The organism is Dyella acidisoli (genome assembly GCF_030160295.1).
Lineage (GTDB): Bacteria > Pseudomonadota > Gammaproteobacteria > Xanthomonadales > Rhodanobacteraceae > Dyella_B > Dyella_B acidisoli.
This window is the reverse complement of the sequence record NZ_BSOB01000005.1, coordinates 118,753-138,327: the sequence shown is the minus strand read 5'-3', so window position 1 is coordinate 138,327 and position 19,575 is coordinate 118,753. Positions and strand designations below refer to the sequence as shown.

Here is a 19,575-nt window from a genome sequence, read left to right as displayed (position 1 = left end):
CGTAGAAGCCATTTGGACAGCTATGCAGCATACTGGCTTATACGTTAACTATCGTAATAGCTGCTGGACGGCCACCCACTTCCATCGCATAGAAGTTAATGGAACATCATCGACTCGCCCCTACCCTCCCTATGCGGTGACGCAGGGTGTAGCGTTGCTGCCGATGCAGCGAGCGTCTTGTCAAATGAGCTCGCAGGTTAGGGGTAAATCCGCGCCGAATATCTTGATCGATTAACGAATGTCGGCGTCGTTGAAGGCCATGGCAGACTAAAATACGAGCGTTGCCGGCGCCGGCAATGGAACGTCACCAGCCAACTGTTGTGCCTTATTGCGGAACCGTTCCCACAAAACGGTTTGACCGAGTGCCTGGTACACGCGCGCTTCTGCGATGAGTTGCTTCATGGCTCGCGATCGTTGCGGGAAACATCGTTACAGGCATCACGAGATACAGAAGCGGATAATTACATTCGCCTGCGTCAACGTTATATTCGGGCAAACGCCTTCTGAGGCATCGCATTCTCCAAGCAGCACCCTATTCCACAATCGACTTAGCCTTTCCCACCAACAGCCCACCGAAATTCACGTTCCGATTGTTGTCTACTTCAAAGACAATTGCTTGATTGCAACCATCTTGCCCATCTCGAATGGTGAACATGACGCGGGCGCTCTTGTCGATCGCCTTATAGTCTACGCGTGACTTTACGTTCTTCTTCACCCAGATGATGCCACCAATAGATTGAGCGCCAATGTCGCCCGTATTACCTAGCGCTATGCCTATCGAGGCCCATTCCCCTTTTGTAGGGTAACTTTCCTCATCGAACGGCCAAAACACAACACCACCATCGGCATCCGAACTCGAAATGGGGGTTGCGAGCCACCCTAAATAGTTAACCGGCAACGTTGCTATGGGTTCGAACTTAATCACATTCGAACATTCATTTTTTTCAGCTGCACAGATATTCGAAGCCATGGCCGCCAGCATAATAAAAAGAAGAAGATTCAAAACTTTGATGCTGGCTCTCATGATCATCTCACCTTTTCCAAAATGGTTCTGCTTTGTAGAAAAATATCGCTCAACAGCTGCTTAATGTTGACCGCCTTCATGAATGTGGTTTTCGTGTTGCTCTACCAGGGAAGAGTTCGTTACCGGCCTCGGCGCGTCCCCCTGCTTCGGCGTCACTTCCACTTTAGAGGGACCAAAATTCTCTCTGGAATTGGGTTCTTGCTCAAATGCATTTTGCAAATTTTGGACTGCATTGGACGATCCTTGAGTTCGAACGTTTTGTCCGTTAACCATATCGATGTCTACTGCCATACCACCTGGGTGGCGACTGGTCGCACTGTGGGTTCCACCCGTACTGCTATTGATGTTAACGGATGATACGCCTGATCGAATCACTGCGGACTCCACCATTTTCGCGGTGGCGGTCGTGACCGGTTGATTAGGCGAAGCGCCCCTTGGATTATCGTTGACGAACGTAATGGTTGGTCCGTTAGGCCCTGCAGGATGTACATCGATAGTCGACATTGAGCAGTCCTTATTGGCGCAGGTCGATTCACCATTAGGGTCCATCTTAGTGATCGGATTCGAATCTGCGTAGGTATAACGACTGAATGTTCTGATGTCCGCAGCCCTCACCGTTTTCGGGTCCACAGACAGAAAGCGGCCGGTGGCAGAGTCAAAGTACCGTGCTTGCATGTAGACGAGATTTGTCTCAGGGTCATTCACATGCCCGGTGTATCCCGGCCCATTGGGAGGCGCTCCCAATGCAGTCGTACCATACGGCGTGTAATCGAACGTCGCAGTGATGTTGCCCTTCGCGTCCGCTTCCGCGAGCGGCGTGCCCTGCGGATCGGAATACACGTAGGTGACGGTGCCCGCATGCGCAGAAACGGCCGCGATACAGAAAGCGAGAATCATCAGCAGATTTTTCATCATTGGCGCCATGTCAATTCCCTGAGGCAAGCAAGATGGAGACATATCCGCTCCAGCCGGAGCACCCGCCCGCGTTGCAGGCTTGAACTCGGAACTTCACTGTGCCGTTGACCCTCATTACCTGGCCGAATCCCGTGGAATTGCCGCTGTAGGGCATACTCACCACGTTGCCGGGGTTCGTCTGCTCAACGTTATATTGAGTGGCCGTAGCAACTTGATTCCAAGTGACCGTCACGAAGGTGTTAGAGGATGGACCTGACGCACTGACAGACAATCCACTGGGTGCGCTGCTGGGAGGCAAAATCACCGTGATATTGGCGGTGCTACTCCACGGGCCGCATCCGGCCACGTTACAGGCCTGCACGCGATAACCGTACGTGCCATTCCCTCTCCCACTGGTGGACCAGCTTGTTGCACTGTTTGACTGCACCGTGGCCCAGCCTCCACCGTTTGCCTGCTCTTGCAAGGTGTATTGCACGGCAGCCGGGGTGCTTACGCTGCTCCAGCTAACGGTGTAACTGCCGTTGTAGCTATTACCGGGCACGCTCAAGGTCGGTGCGCTGCTCGGTGGCAACAACACACCTACACTGGCCGTACTGCTCCAGTTGCTGCATCCAGCAGCATTGCAGGCTTGCACACGATAGTGGTAGGTGCCGTTACCTCGGCCGCTAGTGGACCAACTCGTGACACTGCTGGCTTGCACCGTCGTCCAAGCACCGTTATCGACCTGTTCCTGCAGGATGTATTGCACCGTAGCGGGTGTAGTTACGCTGCTCCAGCTCACGCTGAAGCTGCCATTGAAGCTGCTGACTGGCGTGCTGATGCTGGCTGGGGCTGGAGGCGGTAACAGCACACCCGTTTTTTGAACGGTACTCCATGGCCCGCATCCGCCGCTGCCGCACGCCTGTACGCGATATCCATACGTTCCATTGCCGCGGCCGCTGGTACTCCAGCTCGTTGCGCTGCTGGCCTGCACAGTCGACCAATTGCCGCTGTCGACCTGCTCTTGCAGGTTGTACGTTGCGGCACCAGCGACACCGCCCCAGTTGACGCTAAAGCTGCCAGTGAAGCTACTGATTGGCGCATTTACATTCACCAGCGGCGCGATCTTGATCGGTGTGGTGCCATAGTCCGTGAACCACGCGAGGCCTTCTTGCACAGGCACATACAAAATGCTGTTGCCGGTACCAAGCACGCCGTTGCTTGGCATCGTGATGGTGACGGCCGTGTGCGTGCCCGGTGCGATGTCCGGAATATTGGAACGTGTGCTGACATCGTTCGCTGGGGAGTTTCCTGATGCATCAATGAGACGGCTGCCCAGGTGCACGGGATACGTACCCGAGGAACTCAGCGTGATCATGCCTAGATTGCTGATATCGATCACGCTAGTCAGCGTCTGGCCATCTGCAGACAGCGTCGGACCACTGGTCAGACTCAACGCGACATTGACTTGGCCGGCAGTAAAACGATTGCTGGTATTGCAAAGTCCAGTGCTATTGCTTGCACTGCATGTGGTAAACGGCCCGAGCGTTACCGGCTGCGTACCCCAGGCGTTGAACCAGGCAACACCTTCCTGCACCGGCAGATACTGGATGGATTTGCCTGTGCCGAGCACTTGGTTGGCCGGAACAGTGATAGTGACGGCCGCATGAGCGCCAGGTGCAATATCTGGAATATTGGCGCGTGTAAGGTCGTTCACCAGGATGTTGCCGGAACCGTCCACCAGATGGGTGCCCAGGTGCACGGGATGTGGCCCCGACGAGGTCAACGTAGCGCTACCGTGATTGCTGATATCGATGGTGGCAATGAGTTGCTGACCATCAGCCGACAGACTTGGCACACCGACCAAGGCCACCGAGACGTTCACCTGTGCTGCCGTCAGCACGCTCACGTCCGTTACGTTCTTAGCGATCAGTTGTCGCCCCAGGTAGATGTAATTAGTAGCGAGATAGGTGGCCGGGTTGTACTGAAACATCAACTGCCCGGCCTGATCGTAGAAGTAATACGTCGCACTATCACCGGCTGTGGTTTTGGCGACACGCCGTCCGCTGGCGTCATACGAGTAGTTTTCGAGGCCGGGGATCTGCAGCAATCGATTTTCTGCGTCGAAGTTGTACTGCGTGGTGGTGCCGTTGCTGGAAAGACGGTTACGGTTGCCTTGCACGTCGTAACCGTAGCTGGTCACCGTGCTGCCGGCCTGCATGACGTTCGCCAAGTGATTGGCAGCGTCATAGTTAAAAGTCAATGTGTTGCCGCCGGTAAGACGGCTACGCAAGTTGTTGAGAGCGTCGTAGGTGTAGCTTTCCGTGCCGTATAGATTGTTTGCCGTCGCACTGGTGAGGCGGTTCAGTGCGTCATAGCCGAATGCTTTGGTACGTTGGCCGTTCACCAAGTCGTTGACGTTGGTGATGTTGCCGTTGCTGTCGTAGCTCAGGTCTTCGCTGAGATTGAGCGCGCTGCCAATACCGTAGCTGAAGTTGTTGAGCAGCTGTCGCCCATTCTGCTGGGCCACGTAACTTGCACCATTGGCGAAGTTGAAGCCAGCCACCTGCCCATTAGCGAAGTACGTAATGCCGCTGGCATAGCTCCCCACCTGCGTAGCACGGCCTAGCGCATCGGGATTGTAAGCCACGCCTTCGCTAAGGCCATTGGAAGCTGGATAACCGACAGCATTGAGGTGAGCGTAGCCATCGTAGTTGTAGCCAATGCCCCAGTTGTAGCTGGTGCCTGCAATGGACAGAGTTTGGCTTGTAAGCAGATTGCGCGTGTTGTAGTTAAAGGTTTGAGTGGCGATGTCGGAGACAGCAGTCTTGACGTTGCCGAGCGCATCGTAGGTGTAGATCGTGCTTTGCGTGCCAGTCGGTGGCGCGATAGTCAGGACCCGGTTCATGGCATCATACGTGCGCGCCGTCTGCGCCGTGGAAGCCACCTGATCCTGGCCGCAGCCGCTTCCCGAAATACTTAAACCTTCCGCACTCCAGACAAGATTGTTGGCCGCGTCATAGGCCATCACCGTGCTACCACTCTCCGGTTCGGTGGTGCGGCACACGCGATGATAGGTGTCGTACACCAGCGTTTTGGTGACGCTGTCGTTTTCGCTACCGTAGGTGCCGAATTGCGTAATGGTTGTGGGGTCGCCATACAGATCGCGAGCAATGCTTTGTGTAATGCCCGCTGGTGCATTCACGCGGATAGGATTGTTGTAAGTGGGCTCGTCGAACACCTGGAAATAGGTCGTTGTGACATTGCCCTTCGGATCCGTGATTTGCTCGCCCGCGCCAGCCAGATAGACCGTAGCTGTGGTGAGCGCGCCCAGTTCACTGTCAGCCTGGGTTTGCGTTTCCCGTCCCAGAGAGTCATAACCGTGATGCGTACCAGAGGTGACACTTCCAATATCAGGTGACCCGGTTACTGGGTAGGAGGTGAACGTGGCTTGGTCGCGCCAGTCATACGTACCTGTTGTAGTAATGTCTGCACTGCCGCTAGATGCATCGGTAAGCACTGGGCGCAACATGGCATCAAAGTACGTTACCGTCTTTGCATTGCCGATGGTGATGGTGCGGTCCCAGTGACCGCCGGCAACCCCTCGCTCGGCACTAGTGGCGTAGTTGTACGCGATTTGCTTGGTATACCAAGCCACGCTGTCCCCGCTGGGATAAGCGACCTGTGTCACGCGACCAATCGCATCGTAGTTGTAGTTGGTGGTATGGCCAGCTTGGTCAGTGACGGCAGTGATCTGACCAAAATCGTCGACGGCGAGGCTTTCCGACGTGCCGTCCGGGTAGCCGATCGATTGCGGAATGCCGCGCTTGTAGTTGCTTAAGCTGGTCGTATGGCTATTGCCGTCGGTGAAACTGGCCAGCTGGCCGGCGCCGTTGAACGCATAACTCATCAGCACTTGGCCGAATCGCGCACGCGATTGCAAGGTTACGTTGGTCAGATTGTACGTATCGAGAGTTTCGACTTCGCCGGTGCTGAGGTTATCGGTTTCCTGCAGCAAGCCAAGCACCCAGTGTGGTAGGTCGTTGAGATACGTCGTCTTCTTGGTAATGGCACTTTGGCCTGCAATCGAGTTGGAACGCACCACCTGACTGGGGTGTGCGTAAGCGTCGAAGGTTTGGACCTGCCAGGTATAGGTGTCACCATCCTGCTGAATCACGCGAAGATTCTGAGGAGATAGCTGCTCCAACTGTGCCGCATTCATGTTGGTCAGAAGGGTGCTGCCAAGATGCGTTGGCCACGGCCCCGTAGTGGTAGGTGCATAGCCAAGGGTTTCGCTGCGTACCGGACTTCCACTGATGCCTCCCGAATAAAGGCTAGTGGAAAGTAATTGGCTCTCCGTTGCGTCGTAGCGATTGCTAAAGGTGTAACGGGTACTGTTGCCAGAAGGATCGGTAACATCCGTCCAGGCTGTTGTCGCGCAGCCGCTTGCACAATCACTGCCCCAGCTTGCGTTGGCCGGAGAATACGCGTATGTCCAGGTTGGCGAGCCTGATAGCCCTGCACCGGAGAATTGCTTGCTTACCAATGCCGTCGAGGCGTAAACGTCCGGTTGTTCCAGGTAGGTATGACCGCTACTGGTTACGTCGCAAGCGCGCGGAACGTATGAACGTCCGCGGATCGTAGTTTGAGTAGTAAACGTGCCGGTCAAGCCAGAAGGATGCGTGATGGTACCCGTTGCGGTGACCGCGGCCTCAGGGTGCAGATCGAAATGACAACCATCATAGGCGTCATAAAGGATCATGACGCTTTCGCTAGATGCGCGAAAGCTCCCTAGGTTGAATGACCAGGACGAACCATTGGGCAGCGTCACACTTGCTAGGCGTACTGGGGTATTTGCATAGCCGTAGACCCAGGTTCGGGCTGCGGCATTAGATGGTTGCAAGGTAACGCTATGGATCCTCGTGGTCGGCGAGGTCATGTCCGGCCCTTGCCAGAATTCGTAGCTCAACGATAGTCCGCGACCATCACTGGCTTGAATGGCGGTGAGGTTGCCATTGCCGTCGTAGCTGTAGGAGAGGCTATTGCCGAAACGATCCTCTTCACGCGACACCATCATCATCGCAACGTGCCGAGCCATGCCGCCGAATCCCGGCTGGGCGAAGCCGACGTTCTTGGCTGATTGCAAAACCAGCCAATCCATCCAGTATTTTTCGCCTGCCGGAGATACCACCAGGAAACCTTCGCCCGGCATCCCGTTGGATGTTTTGGCCAGGCAACTCACCTGCCAGTGCTGCTTGGTGACAATGCCGAAGCTCATCGGGGAGCCATCGGCCGCCGTCATCTGCGGAGAAAGTGCATTGCCGGCCGCATCGCGCTTTAGAAGATCCTGGCTCCCCTGACCTGGAACAATCAACTGGTAGCCACGCCACCAGTTACCCGCAAAATAGAAGTTCGGCTGCGTTGACGAACCCGATGTCACGGTGATCGTGGGAGCTGCGCGGAAATTACTGCAACGGTCTGTTGAACTGGAGAAGAATGTGTCCGCATCCGCAACCAACGTCTCGATATGAGGCAACTCGAGCCGCCAATCGACAAAGGCGCGATTGTAAGGATCGGCAGTATCCGCCACGGCAAACGTGCGTACTAATTGCAGCCGCGGCCCTGTCCCGGCTAAATCGATGTCCGTTTCCTGAAACGAGAGGCTGCCGTTGTACAGGCTTACGTTCTCGCCAAACGGATTCTCTCCAAGTGGATGAATATCCTCATTAACGCGGATAAGCTGTTTGAACTCGCTTTCTGGCGTCACGGTTTGCGACCAGGCTGTCCAAGTCACCAACAAACTTAGGCACGCAAACACACTACGGCAGATCCTATGCCGGCATCCAAGCATCACTTGTTTCCTCTTAATTAGCGCATCTTGACGAAGCTTCGCTTCCAATCAGCTGGTTGCATGACAGTACGCGAACTATCATCGAGACAGACTTCAGCGAAAGTCACATCTTCGACGTACCAGGCACACGAGAGCGCACCGGAGGGTAACGCCTCGAGACCTATTGCTCAATGTCATCATGATTGCAAAACCTGTCCCGAGATGACTTGGCCGCTTCGATAAGATCATCTAGTACGTCTCCGACACCATAGACTACGTAGTCGTTGACGCAAGGCGCGAATCGTTGCCATTACAAAATAGGCCATGCCGAAATCTCTCACAGCTTGGCGAACCGATTTCAAACTCAATACAACCTTTCACAAGTTAGGCGGCACTCATCCGCGCAAGACCCTTTTGCGCCTTTGCTTGAAGGTTGTTTAACACTTGGCACAAATCTGAGGTGTCAGGTAGCCACGGCCATCAAATTGGAAACACGTCTGTCAGAAGGCAATCGACGACATGCACACTGGAGAGCAGTATCACAACTTCATTCTGACCTCGCAGCGTGATCTTCTGGTACGCGGCAGGTTTCAGAAGATGGCATTGGATCTGCTGCCTGAGGGGGCGGATGTGCTCGACTTTGGCGCCGGGACCGGTATCGATGCCAAGGCCTTTGCCGCCAAAGGTCATCGTACTTTCGTTTATGAGCCGTCGGAGGCAATGGGTGAGTATCTGGCAAAGTATTGCAGCGACGAAATCGAACGCAAAAGCATCGTCGCCGTACCATCGCCGCTTGCTTGCAAGGTTCAAGGTGTTATCGCGAACTTTGCGGTGCTCAATCATTTCGAGAGCCACGCACTGCTTTTCGAAGAGTTGTCGCGCGTAGTTCATCGAGGCGGCTTTGTGCTGACTAGTATGCTCAACCCTTATTACCTAAGCGATGCGCGTTACGCATGGTGGCGGGCGAATCTCCTTAATCTTCTGCTACGCGGCCATTACGCCATCGACAGCGAAAGCCGTATCCACCGTTTTACGCCGGGTGCCGTAGCGCGTGCCGCAGAACCCTATTTCCAACTGGAACGCCTCACTCCGCGCGGCTTCGGGCTGGCCACTCAGCTCTATATGTTCCTGCTATTCCGGCGCATCTGACATGTGGAAAGATTGGATAAGGCCGTTCGTTCGCCCCCTACCGCAATGGTCGCCGGTTGCTATTGTGCCTCCGTCGCATGCAGTGACTGCGACCCTGCATTGGGATGGACAGTCGATGGATGTCACGACTGATCACACGGTGGCGTCGCTCAATCCGCTCATGATTGCGATCAGTTTTGATGCCAGCGAGCAGGTGATGCTTGAGTATAACGATAACGCCACGGGAAAGTTGCTCGGCCTTTTGCGGTTGTCGCGGACAGCCCTTATTGCTATCCAAGATGCATCGGTTGCCATCTACCACGTTGAAGCCGGTGAGCATCATTGTCTTGCGTGGCCGCGGCGCTCATGGAACACGTGGCTTCAGAATCGAAGCATGCTGAAGAACCGTGCGTCGAATCACCTGAATATGGCCCCTTTGGCGGCGCAACAGCTCATGGTCGCTTACCTGTGCCCGCGGCCGGTCGTTCTCGTCTCCGTCGACGCGCCCGGTCAGCAAAATATCTTCCCGATGGATTTGATTGGCCCGCTGAAACGGAGCGGACTTTTTTCCTTCGCACTACGTAGCACCAACGTGTCGGAGCCAGTGATGCGCGAGGTTCGCCGGGTTGTGTTGTCCAATGTCCCCGCTGCCATGAAAGGGATCGTTTACAAGCTCTCTGTGCACCACAAAGAGCCCCTTCAAGATTGGAACGCACTTCCATTTCCTATTCGACCGTCGAAGGAATTCGGTATTCCCGCCGTCGTCGAAGCACTACGTATTCAAGAGTTGAACATCGTGCACAGTCAGGTGATCGGCTTGCACACTTTTTTCCTTGGCCACGTCGTTTCCGACGAGCACTGGGCGGAAGGTGCGCAACTGCACCACACGGCAGGTTTTCATCAAATTTATCGCCAAAGGCAGGATATGGCGTTTGCGGAGGTTTAACTCGTATAGGGCGCTGGAATCACGACGAGGCGACTGAAGATCGTTGAGAGCCTGCACAACCATAACTCAGGTGCTATCAGCTCAAAGCGTCAGCAGCACTCAATCTTCCGCAAGTTGCTGTGCTCTCGTAAGTTACGTTAGTCCCTAGGCGACTGCGTGATCAATAGGCAGGGCTTCATGCAAACGGAAACACCCGGATAGAACAGAACTCATCCGGCACACAAAAAGTGTGCACGCCTGGAGGGCACGCCAGGCACTGATTCTTTTCGCTCCAACATGTTCTAGTAACCATGTCACTTTTACCGAAAAGCATTTGGCTACCCTACCCGCGATAACGCTCCCTAATCACAACGAAAAAAATCACAAATTTTGTGGTTTGCCTGAAAAACTCTCAACTTTTCTGGTTAGCCCTGCGGAGTAAAGTTGCGACACGAACGCATCAAAGGTTAATAAAGTCAATAAGCTATTCATGACCCACCGCTCGCATCTTTAGTGATGCAATGTCCGATCGGACGTTGTTGCCCCTGGAGCTTCTTGATTTCAGGTTCTTGGTTTGGGCCGCAGCGGCATTGGTTCTACACCCTGTCAGCATCTGGGATTTCGCAGGCTACTTTTCCCTGACTAAAGCAGCGCAATCGGCAAGGCAGCGGCATCGCCAAGCCAGTTGTTATGGGCAAGCGCATTTTGGTGTTTTGCTTCTTCCAAATGCCCCGTGGCTTGCTGGCAGTCCGCCAAGATTTTCAGGCTCTGAGGATCCAACGGCCAGTGCAGGAGCGCCTCGTTTACCTCGACCTCTGCGGCTATCGGATCGCCTTTGGCCAGCAGCGCAGCGGCAACACTTCTGCGTATGGGATACCACCAGGTCGGCGGATCGGTGAATGCCCCTAGCTTCGCATCCTGGATATCTGCCGCTTTGCGATAGTCGGCTTCGGCGTCGCTCCACCGCTTCTCGATCATCGCAACGCGGCCCTGTAAAACCAGTCGTGCTATATCGACCATCGATTCCACTTGCGCAGCGGAGTCCCCGAATTTGGCGAGATCGGCGTGATCGATCGCGATTTTTTGGGCTTCTCGTTGAACGCCCAGGGCGTCGCCGTTTCGCGCATCGGACTCCCCTCTCGCGTAATGCCACATGGCTAGCGCATACGGGAGTGTTTTGTCCGGCGGAGGCAGGGACGCCACCGTTTGCGGCGAGGCAAATCGCCCGAAGACGAAATAGGCGGTGACGAACTCAAATTGATGGAGGAAGCTTGAAGCATTGGACGCCGACACTTGCTGCAACTGTGCCGTCGCCAGTGCGAGCCCTTCTTTTGCATCGCCATCAATCAACGTTGCCGCCTCGCCATACTGCACGTTGTGTCCGTGATAAGGGAGCCCAAAGACGCCACCCCTTGGCTTCAATCGCATTGCATTTTCACTATCGATTTTCACGGCTTCGAGATTCGCATTCTCTGCGGCGCGATATTGCCCCACCCAAAAATATGTATGAGATGGCATATGAATGAGGTGACTTGCTGCTGGCGCCAGCCCGGGCAATTTCTCTGCATAGGGAAGCGCCTCTCCCGCAACCCCGTCCATTTCCGTCGCATGAATATAAAAATGGATCGCGGCGCTGTTGTCGGGCGCCCGATGCAGCACGTTTTCGAGAATCTGCACGGATCGATCCAGATGGTCGCGGTTACCTTCCTGCGCAGCAGGGATCATCCAGGCGTCGGCCGTTATGACCGCGATCTCATCATCTGAAGGATTGGACTCGTACAAGGTATCCATGGCTTGCGCAAACGCCATATCGCCCGGACCTTTGCCGCCACCTTGGTGATAGCGCTTTTGCAGGGCGGCAATCAGCGCCTGCTCCTTGGGCGAATTGTCTTTCGCGAGCGCAGCGGCATGATCAGCAAGGCTGGCCAATTGCGCTTGAACCGTTTCGCTGATCGGATAGTTAATCGTAGGTCCGCGAGCCCACGCTTCTCCCCATGCGCACATGGCGCATTGAGGGTCGAGTTGCTCGGCGCGCCGAAACGCTGCGATAGCCGCCTTATGCGCGAAAGCATGTGCGAGCTGCATCCCGTTATTGAAATAGGCCTGGGCTTCCTGACTCGAGGTTTTCACCGCAAATCCACCGGTGCCGTAACCCGTTAAAAGAGTTGTCGCCGCCGGCACGGGGTTGGCGGAAGCCATAGCCATCATGTGCCCCGCCGACTTTATCGGCTTGGCCTGCTCACTATGGATATCAGCAAAGGCCTGCGATGGCACAAGAACGAAGATCCATGGCGCGATCAAGCGCGTCCACGCCGAGCCTGAGAGAAGTGATTCGACGACCTTTGTCGACTGCATTTATTCCTCCAACTGCACATAGCAAATTGAAAGTGAGTCGTAATGCGTAATTGTGGGGAAGAACCGCAAAAAACTTGAGTTACTCGGCACGAAAAGTTGAAGCAGATGGCGCTGCAAGGTAGATTGGAATGTAGCTTCGAGCCAGTGCTGGACGTCATAGCAAAGCAGGCACTGCTTGTACCATTGCCATTGGAAAATGTGGCCAGAAAAACTTGGGCACTGTGCTTGATCCAGGCATGCGCTGAACTCCGCGCTCTCCTGCGCGCTTGCATGAAATGTCTACAAACCCATGTCACGCGACAAGCCTCAGGTCCACGTTGGCATGGCCTGCCTCTTCAGCGTATACGAACCCCAGCATCGCATGTAGAGGACTCAGTCTGCCCTGCCCTCGATAACCCAATCTAATCGCCCTGCTCCTCAGATCTGCCATGAGTGATCAAACTGTTTTACGCGCAGGCACTCAGCACGTTCGATTGGCTTTGCGATGTTTTGGTCAATTGGATCTTTCTAGTCGAAGCTGATGTTATGACGATGCGGCGTCCCAACTGGTTATGAAGCAATGATTTGCGATTCCAGTTCAAGGGTTACCGCTGAGTCGCTACACGTGCACTTCACCTTTGCTGTGCGCTGCAAAGGTGATCGCTATTGCAGGATTGAAATCGGGGCGCCCGGCTAGCGCCTTGACACCACCTTTCATAACGAATTCACCGCACGACTGGCGATAGAACGCTCGCTCCCCACACGTATTCAAGAACGTTTTCGCGTCTCCGCCCGCCCGGGCGGCTTGCCACCTTTTGCCTGCTCCTAAGTCGAAACGCCCTCAGTAACACACGTGCAAACCACCACACAGGAGAAATGGTTATGAGTAAGCGCGTATCCCAGAGAGGCACTCGCACCTTTTATTTACTCGGAAGAGTCATCGCCGTCATGGCGTTGGCTGTGCTTTTGTCGGCAGCCTGCGTTCAACCACCGTGGTTCGCAACCTGGTATGCGGCGCCGCAGAACTACAACATCCTTTACCCCGGCGTCACCGTTCCGCCTCTCGCCATCTCAAACCAGTCAATTCGCCAGATTGTCCACACATCGCATGGCGGCAGCCTGATCCGCGTCAAGCTGTCCAATTTCTTCGGGACCACACCCGTCACGTTCGGCGAAGCCCGGATTGCACGCAGCACGGGCAACGGTGGCGTCGACCTCGCTACCGATCACACGCTTCGATTCGGCGGCAACAGCACCGTAACGCTCGCGCCCGGCGAAGAGCGATGGAGCGACCCGGTCTACCTGCAAGTACCGACGCAATCGGATCTGGCAATCAGCCTGTACGTTCCACTGAACACGCCCGTCGTCACCACTCACACGATAGGTATGCAAACCAATTACCTCTCACCGGGCGATCAGGCGGGTGCCGTTGTGATGGGCAATGCCACGACAACGAGCATGTACTACTGGCTCAGCGAAGTTGACGCATCGACAGCCGATGCATCTGCCAGCGTTACCGACCAGGCGGCGCATCCGTACAAGGTGGTCGTGGCGTTCGGCGACTCGATTACCGACGGATACGGTTCCACCCCGGATACCAACCATCGCTGGCCCAACCTCCTCGACAATCGCGTACAGGCCGCTGCTGAGGACCTCGGCCGTGCGAGCGTAGTCAATGCCGCCATCGCCGGTAACCGCTGGATCTACGACGGCGTCGGCCCTGCCGGCGTGACGCGATTCGCCCACGATGTTGCCGGTGTTTCGGGCGCGACCCACGTCATGATCCTGCTGGGCATCAACGACATCGGCATCGGCGAGCTCATTCCGCAGCAAAACGTTTCCGCCGATCAGATCATCGCGGCCATGCAGGCCACCATCGCTCAGGCGAAAGCTAGCGGGATCAAGATTTACCTGGGAACAATCACCCCTTACAACGGCGCCTCGTATTACGACGCCGCAGGGGAAATGAAGCGCGAGGCCGTGAACGCCTTCGTGCGCTCGGCGAACGGCGCCGACGGCGTACTCGATTTCGACCAGATCGTGCGAGACCCGTCCAATCCCACCACCCTATTGCCCGCTTACGACAGCGGCGATCATTTGCATCCCAACGACATTGGATACCAGGCGATGGCGAACTCCATCGACCTTGGTGTGCTCGAAGACTGATACTCGACAGCAACCAGCGACTGATGATGGAGGGCGGCGCCTGTTTTGGCGGCGACCGCCCTGCTCGCCATAGGTGCGGCCTTTAGGGCTGGAACGCGTGGAACCCCAAGATGCGTTGGAATTTCACTCCCGCGGCCGTAACTCTCGTATACCTTTTCCAAGCCGCCGGCGCAGCAGCGTGCGCAGCGTCACGCCGTCCGCATAACCAATCTGTTCGGCAATCTGATCGACACTGTGCTTGCTGGTTTTCAGCAAATGGACAGCACGTTCGATGCGCAAATCTTGAATGTATTCAACCGGCGTCTTGCCTAGCACGCTATCGAGACGTCGTGACAACGTGCGCTTGCTGGTTCCTAGCGCTTCAGCAATCGAATCGAGCGCGAGTGTCGAGTCGAGATGTTCCCGTACCCAACGGTCGAAACGCTCGATCAAAGGATCGGAATGGGCGACGTGATCGGAAATCACATAACCCGACTGCGACAGTCGCGTATCGAATACAAGATATTTGGCGACGAGCGCCGCAAGTTCAGGGCTGTTGTTGCGAATCAACCAAAGCGCAAGGTCGAGATGACTGAGCGCCGCACCCGCCGTCACCATCATGCCACTTGGCACGACAAGGCGATGCACATCCAGGTGTACATCCGGATAGCGCTGACGGAACACTGGCGTGAGCCACCAGGTTGTCGTGGCTTCGCGTCCATCGAGCAGACCGCTTTCGGCCAGTATGAAAGTACCGGTACACGCTGCCGCAAGACGAGCACCTGCATCGCGCCATCGACGCAGGACGTCAAGCGCATCCACAACATCATCGCGTGCAAGCGTAGGTAACAATCGCTCGGGCACGATGTCGGCGAGCGCCGGCACGATGACCCAATCGGGGATCGGCGCGTCAGCAATTTCGTGCACTGGCACCTGCAGCCCGAGCGCGGTGTGCACTTGGGGACGCACTCCCATCACGGTGACGTCAAAACCCGGCGTAGACATGCCCGTCCATTGCGCGAGTGTGTTGGCCGTCGTCAGTGCGTCGAGCACCGTCGCCAGACCGGTGTCGAACATGCCCTCCAGGGCAAGTATGTAAATACGCATGGCACGATCGATATCAAAGATGTCAATCGAGTCAGTATCTGCCCGGGGACCTCGTTTGTAAAGTTTCGCCCACTGCGCAGCCCACCCAAGCCAAATACTGGAGAAACGACGATGGTCAAATGCGGATTGTTCGTCCGGCTCGAAGCGAAGCCGGGCAAAGAGCAGGCGGTTGCAGACTTCCTTGCTGCCGGCCTGGAATTGACGAATCGAGAGGCGGGAACGCCGATTTGGTTCGCCATCAAGTTGTCGCCTACGACGTTTGGCGTCTTCGATGCCTTTGCAAATGAAGCCAACCGTCAAGCGCATCTGAACGGCGATATGGCCAAGGCCTTGATGTCGCGTGCCAGCGAATTGCTAGCCAACGCACCGTCGGTGGAACCGATCGACGTCCTGGCGATGAAGAACGAACTGCCCTGATGTCTTTGCACCCCGGTACGCCTGCGCACAAACGCAACCAAAGCGTCCGCATGACACGGCCAGTTCGAGCTGGCCGGACAAGCACGGGTACCGGGGCGCTCTTTTACACACAACCACTACTGCTCCATGTTTGCCGAACAGCCATTAGCTGAATCACAACGTCGAGCAAACCAAAACACTTTTGGAGATTGAAATGCTCACACTACGAAAGAAGATCGCCGTTGCCGTTCTGCTCGCACTGGGCGGCACGGTTGTACACGCCGCACCGCAGCCGGCTGCAAAAGATATCGTCATTGTTCATGGTGCACTGGTGGACGGCTCCGGCTGGCGTGCCGTTCACGACATCCTGACCAAGGATGGTTTCCACGTAACCATCGTGCAGGAGCCACTCACTGGACTTGCCGAAGACGTCGATGCCACCAAGCGCGTTTTGGATCAACAGAATGGCCCTGTTGTACTGGTCGGCCATAGCTATGGCGGCTCGGTGATCACGGAAGCAGGTGCCGATCCGAAAGTCAGTGCACTCGTCTATGTCTCCGCACTCCAACCCGATGCGGGTGAAGCCGGTGGTCAACTGCTGTCGAAGTTCGCCGCGCCAAACGACGCGATGCGCGCAACTCCGGACCAGTACTTCTATATCCCCGCAGCGAAATTCCGTGCGACCTATGCAGCGGATCTTCCCGCAGCAGAGGCGCAGTTCCTGGCGGATTCACAACAGCCGCTCGCGCAGAAAGCGATGGGCACGCCTATCTCCGTGGCGGCATGGCGCACCAAGCCCAGCTACGCCATCCTGACCACCGAGGATCGTGTCGTCAGTCCCCAGTTGCAACGCTGGATGTATCAACGTTCGGGTGCCAAGGTCACCGAAGTTGCAGGAAGTCATGCTGCTTTTATCTCTAAGCCGGCTGCCATCGCTCGCGTGATCGAGGCTGCCGCAAAGCAGATCAACTGATTACTGATCGTCTGCGATGGGGGCATGTCCGTCCCCGTCGCAGATGCGCACTTATAAGCCGCGCAAATCGCTCCATGAATCCACCTCGGATGTCGCCAGCATGCTCTTACTTATCCTTGCTTACCTCGGCGGTGCACTGACCATTCTCAGTCCGTGCATCCTGCCGGTACTGCCCTTCGTCTTCGCGCGTGCGGACCGTCCGTTCGTACGCAACGGGCTGCCCATGCTGGTGGGTATGGCGCTCACTTTCGCAGTGGTCGCCACGCTGGCTGCCGTGGGTGGCGGCTGGGCGGTTCACGCCAATCAATATGGCCGCATCGTCGCCTTGGCTGTGCTCGCCGTGCTTGGCCTCACCTTGCTTTCCAATCACTTCGCCGAATGGATTAGCCGTCCATTCGTAACGCTTGGCAACAAGCTCTCTCAAGGCGGCAACGGCGAGAATGATTCGGTGCTCTCGGCGGCGGGGCTTGGCGTAGCCACAGGATTGCTGTGGGCGCCGTGCGCAGGTCCGATCCTGGGTCTATTGCTCACCGGCGCGGCGCTCAACGGAGCCAGTGTTCAGACCACCTTCTTGCTGCTCACCTATGCCGCAGGTGCTGCGACATCGCTTGCGCTGGCGCTCGTCGTTGGTGGACGAGTATTCGCTTTGATGAAGCGCTCACTCGGTGCAGGTGAATGGGTGCGTCGCGTGCTGGGTGCGTTGGTGTTGGCCGGCGTCGTCGCCATCGCACTGGGGCTGGATACTGGATTACTGACTCGCGTATCACTGGCGAGCACTAGCAGCATCGAACAGAAGCTGATCGATGCCGCGCACCCTGCCCCTCCCGCGCAAGCCGTCGTCAAAGCCGGCACGCCACTACCGGTGGAAGGTGAGCTGCCCTCGCTTGATGGCGCTAGCCAATGGCTCAACAGCCCTCCGCTCACGGCGCAATTGCTGCGCGGCAAAGTAGTACTGGTCGACTTCTGGACCTACTCCTGCATCAACTGCATTCGCGCACTGCCTTATGTGCGTAGCTGGGCAGACAAGTACAAAGATTACGGCCTGCTAGTGATCGGCGTGCACGCGCCGGAGTTCGCCTTCGAGAAAGATCCGCACAACGTTATCAACGCCGTAAAAGACCTCGGCGTCGACTACCCAGTCGCACTCGACAACCACTACGCCATCTGGAAGGGCTTCGACAACGAGTACTGGCCCGCGCACTATTTCATCGACACGCAGGGACGTATCCGCCATCACCATTTTGGCGAAGGTGGATACAACGAGAGCGAAGACGTGATCCGACAGCTGCTCACCGAGGCAGGTCAAAAGAACCTGCCTGGCGGCTATGTGGAGCCGAATGCACAAGGTGCAGAAGCTACTGGCTCTGGCGTTGCCACGCGCTCGCCGGAAACCTACCTTGGCTATGCGCGTGCCCAGAACTTTACCGGTGGCCAGATCGTGCAAGACAGCAGCTCGGCGTATCACGCACCTCAGACACTGATAGCCAATCAGTGGGCGCTCGATGGACGCTGGATAGTGAGCGAAGAAAATGCGCAGCTCGACAGCGCCAACGGACGCATCGTCTATCGCTTCCGTGGTCGCGACTTGCACCTGGTGCTGGGACCTAGCGATGGCGCTAAGCCCGTGCGTTTTCGCGTGCTGATCGACGACAAGGCGCCCGGTGTCGACCATGGCGTAGACATTGATGCGGATGGTAACGGCACCGTCACTGCGCAACGCCTCTACCAGCTCGTGCGACAAGCCCATGGCAGCGGTGATGAGCACACGTTCGAAATCACCTTCCTCGATCCTGGCGTGCTGGCTTATGCCTTTACCTTCGGCTGAATCTCGTTATGTATATCAGGGCGGCCCATCCAGCGCTGCAGTCGGTATTTAGAACCGACTTCCAGGGTCGGAGGAGGAGTTGAGCCTCGATAACAGTCCCTAATCGCTATAACTTGGCGATGAAGATTTTTAGTGATGCAAACTCAAAACTTGTGACTTCGGCCACGCCTGCGCATGACAGGAGACGGCGGTGAAGGTACGGCTCGGTATTCGCAATGCCTGGGTACCCGCATCAGATCACTTCTCGTTGACGAGCTTCTCAAGCGCCAACGTTCGCTTGATCAAGTCATCCAACTCAAAACTCTCCGACTGTAAGAATGCAGCGTCCCCAATATCCTCCGGTTGTGCAGCCAGGCGGTGGGTCTCGCTCAAATGATGCTTGAGCCATGCTCTCTGTTCTTGTTGCAATTGAGCCCGCTCCTTATCCTTGTACCTATGCAGAAGGGTCTGATAGGCCGCATTCAGTCTCGGGTCCCATCTGCCGACTTCAGCCTTATGGCATTCCAACATTGCCCCGGAAGCGCCAGCGGCTTGATCCAGGCATGCGCTGAACTCCGCACTCTCCTGTGCGCTTGCATGAAATGCGGCGATACAGATGACGGTGCAAAAAACGAGAGATGATTTGCGGAACATCATAGCGATCTCTTGAGTCTTTCTGAGTGAGGCAAGGCGTGGCCAACTGATAGCGGACCATTTTTCGCTCAAAAAAATGCGCGCCCCGAAGGGCACGCACGACAACCTCAATACGAGGCTTACGGCAATAGCCAGCTGATAAACAATCCGAAAAAGTGCTTCAGATCATCGGTATTAATCATGGCGCACCTCCGAAAATGGTTGAATGTCTGCAGAGACGCGAGGGATCATGTCTGCCATCTCCACATGGTTGGATCGTGTTTCTTATTGAAGCATCAGGGCAAACCCCTGCCCACTAGGATGAACCCTAGCCCCTGACTCACTCGCAGAGGGCTCAGGATGCGAGCGATTTGATTGAGCA

13 protein-coding genes are annotated in these 19,575 nt (G+C 56.1%); 6 read left to right on the top strand and 7 right to left on the bottom strand.

Going from position 1 to position 19,575, the window contains the following annotated elements; translation table 11 throughout:
* Positions 1-267: 267 nt before the first annotated feature.
* The 4 genes from QQJ86_RS02575 to QQJ86_RS02560 form a co-directional block, all read right to left on the bottom strand.
* Positions 268-402, bottom strand: a complete 135-nt coding sequence (locus QQJ86_RS02575) for a hypothetical protein (protein WP_284319339.1) — start codon at positions 400-402, stop codon at positions 268-270.
* Between the two features lie 130 nt (positions 403-532).
* Entirely contained in the window at positions 533-1,024 is a 492-nt protein-coding gene (locus tag QQJ86_RS02570; protein ID WP_284319338.1) for a hypothetical protein, read from the bottom strand.
* Positions 1,025-1,084: 60 nt separating this feature from the next.
* Positions 1,085-1,948: an RHS repeat domain-containing protein gene (locus QQJ86_RS02565; protein WP_284319337.1), complete on the bottom strand. Its 864-nt coding sequence runs from the start codon at positions 1,946-1,948 to the stop codon at positions 1,085-1,087.
* A gap of 1 nt (position 1,949) precedes the next feature.
* Complete coding sequence (locus QQJ86_RS02560) at positions 1,950-7,712, bottom strand: hypothetical protein (RefSeq protein ID WP_284319336.1); 5,763 nt, start codon at positions 7,710-7,712, stop codon at positions 1,950-1,952.
* A 555-nt stretch (positions 7,713-8,267) separates the two neighbouring features.
* Here QQJ86_RS02560 and QQJ86_RS02555 point away from each other — a divergent pair.
* Complete coding sequence (locus QQJ86_RS02555; RefSeq protein ID WP_284319335.1) at positions 8,268-8,897, top strand: class I SAM-dependent methyltransferase; 630 nt, start codon at positions 8,268-8,270, stop codon at positions 8,895-8,897.
* 115 nt (positions 8,898-9,012) lie between these two features.
* Entirely contained in the window at positions 9,013-9,822 is an 810-nt protein-coding gene (locus tag QQJ86_RS02550) for a flavin reductase (protein ID WP_284319334.1), read from the top strand.
* Between the two features lie 621 nt (positions 9,823-10,443).
* Here QQJ86_RS02550 and QQJ86_RS02545 read toward each other — a convergent pair.
* Positions 10,444-12,102 (bottom strand): hypothetical protein, encoded by a 1,659-nt coding sequence (locus QQJ86_RS02545; RefSeq protein ID WP_284319333.1) that lies wholly within the window; start codon positions 12,100-12,102, stop codon positions 10,444-10,446.
* A 981-nt stretch (positions 12,103-13,083) separates the two neighbouring features.
* Here QQJ86_RS02545 and QQJ86_RS02540 point away from each other — a divergent pair.
* Positions 13,084-14,301: an SGNH/GDSL hydrolase family protein gene (locus tag QQJ86_RS02540; protein WP_284319332.1), complete on the top strand. Its 1,218-nt coding sequence runs from the start codon at positions 13,084-13,086 to the stop codon at positions 14,299-14,301.
* 123 nt (positions 14,302-14,424) lie between these two features.
* On the opposite strand, the gene QQJ86_RS02535 is transcribed toward QQJ86_RS02540, so the two are convergent.
* Entirely contained in the window at positions 14,425-15,387 is a 963-nt protein-coding gene (locus QQJ86_RS02535) for a GlxA family transcriptional regulator (protein ID WP_284319331.1), read from the bottom strand.
* Positions 15,388-15,498: 111 nt separating this feature from the next.
* On the opposite strand from QQJ86_RS02535, the gene QQJ86_RS02530 reads away from it, so the two are divergent.
* From QQJ86_RS02530 to QQJ86_RS02520, 3 genes are all read left to right on the top strand, one after another.
* The gene (locus QQJ86_RS02530) at positions 15,499-15,804 is read left to right on the top strand and encodes a putative quinol monooxygenase (RefSeq protein WP_284319330.1); all 306 of its coding nucleotides are present in this window, start codon (positions 15,499-15,501) and stop codon (positions 15,802-15,804) included.
* A gap of 193 nt (positions 15,805-15,997) precedes the next feature.
* Positions 15,998-16,756 carry an alpha/beta fold hydrolase gene (locus tag QQJ86_RS02525; RefSeq protein ID WP_284319329.1) on the top strand — a complete coding sequence of 253 codons (759 nt, stop codon included), beginning with the start codon at positions 15,998-16,000 and terminating at the stop codon, positions 16,754-16,756.
* 100 nt (positions 16,757-16,856) lie between these two features.
* Complete coding sequence (locus QQJ86_RS02520; RefSeq protein ID WP_284319328.1) at positions 16,857-18,581, top strand: cytochrome c biogenesis protein DipZ; 1,725 nt, start codon at positions 16,857-16,859, stop codon at positions 18,579-18,581.
* 237 nt (positions 18,582-18,818) lie between these two features.
* Here QQJ86_RS02520 and QQJ86_RS02515 read toward each other — a convergent pair whose 3' ends face one another.
* The gene (locus tag QQJ86_RS02515; RefSeq protein WP_284319327.1) at positions 18,819-19,217 is read right to left on the bottom strand and encodes a lysozyme inhibitor LprI family protein; all 399 of its coding nucleotides are present in this window, start codon (positions 19,215-19,217) and stop codon (positions 18,819-18,821) included.
* Positions 19,218-19,575: the final 358 nt, after the last annotated feature.

Coding starts and splice junctions, on each gene's coding strand:
- QQJ86_RS02525 (WP_284319329.1), top strand. CDS start 15,998: ATGCTCACACTACGAAAGAAGATCGCCGTTGCCGTTCTGCTCGCACTG.
- QQJ86_RS02555 (WP_284319335.1), top strand. CDS start 8,268: ATGCACACTGGAGAGCAGTATCACAACTTCATTCTGACCTCGCAGCGT.
- QQJ86_RS02515 (WP_284319327.1), bottom strand. CDS start 19,217: ATGATGTTCCGCAAATCATCTCTCGTTTTTTGCACCGTCATCTGTATC.
- QQJ86_RS02565 (WP_284319337.1), bottom strand. CDS start 1,948: ATGGCGCCAATGATGAAAAATCTGCTGATGATTCTCGCTTTCTGTATC.
- QQJ86_RS02535 (WP_284319331.1), bottom strand. CDS start 15,387: ATGCGTATTTACATACTTGCCCTGGAGGGCATGTTCGACACCGGTCTG.
- QQJ86_RS02540 (WP_284319332.1), top strand. CDS start 13,084: ATGGCGTTGGCTGTGCTTTTGTCGGCAGCCTGCGTTCAACCACCGTGG.
- QQJ86_RS02520 (WP_284319328.1), top strand. CDS start 16,857: ATGCTCTTACTTATCCTTGCTTACCTCGGCGGTGCACTGACCATTCTC.
- QQJ86_RS02550 (WP_284319334.1), top strand. CDS start 9,013: ATGGATGTCACGACTGATCACACGGTGGCGTCGCTCAATCCGCTCATG.
- QQJ86_RS02570 (WP_284319338.1), bottom strand. CDS start 1,024: ATGAGAGCCAGCATCAAAGTTTTGAATCTTCTTCTTTTTATTATGCTG.
- QQJ86_RS02575 (WP_284319339.1), bottom strand. CDS start 402: ATGAAGCAACTCATCGCAGAAGCGCGCGTGTACCAGGCACTCGGTCAA.
- QQJ86_RS02530 (WP_284319330.1), top strand. CDS start 15,499: ATGGTCAAATGCGGATTGTTCGTCCGGCTCGAAGCGAAGCCGGGCAAA.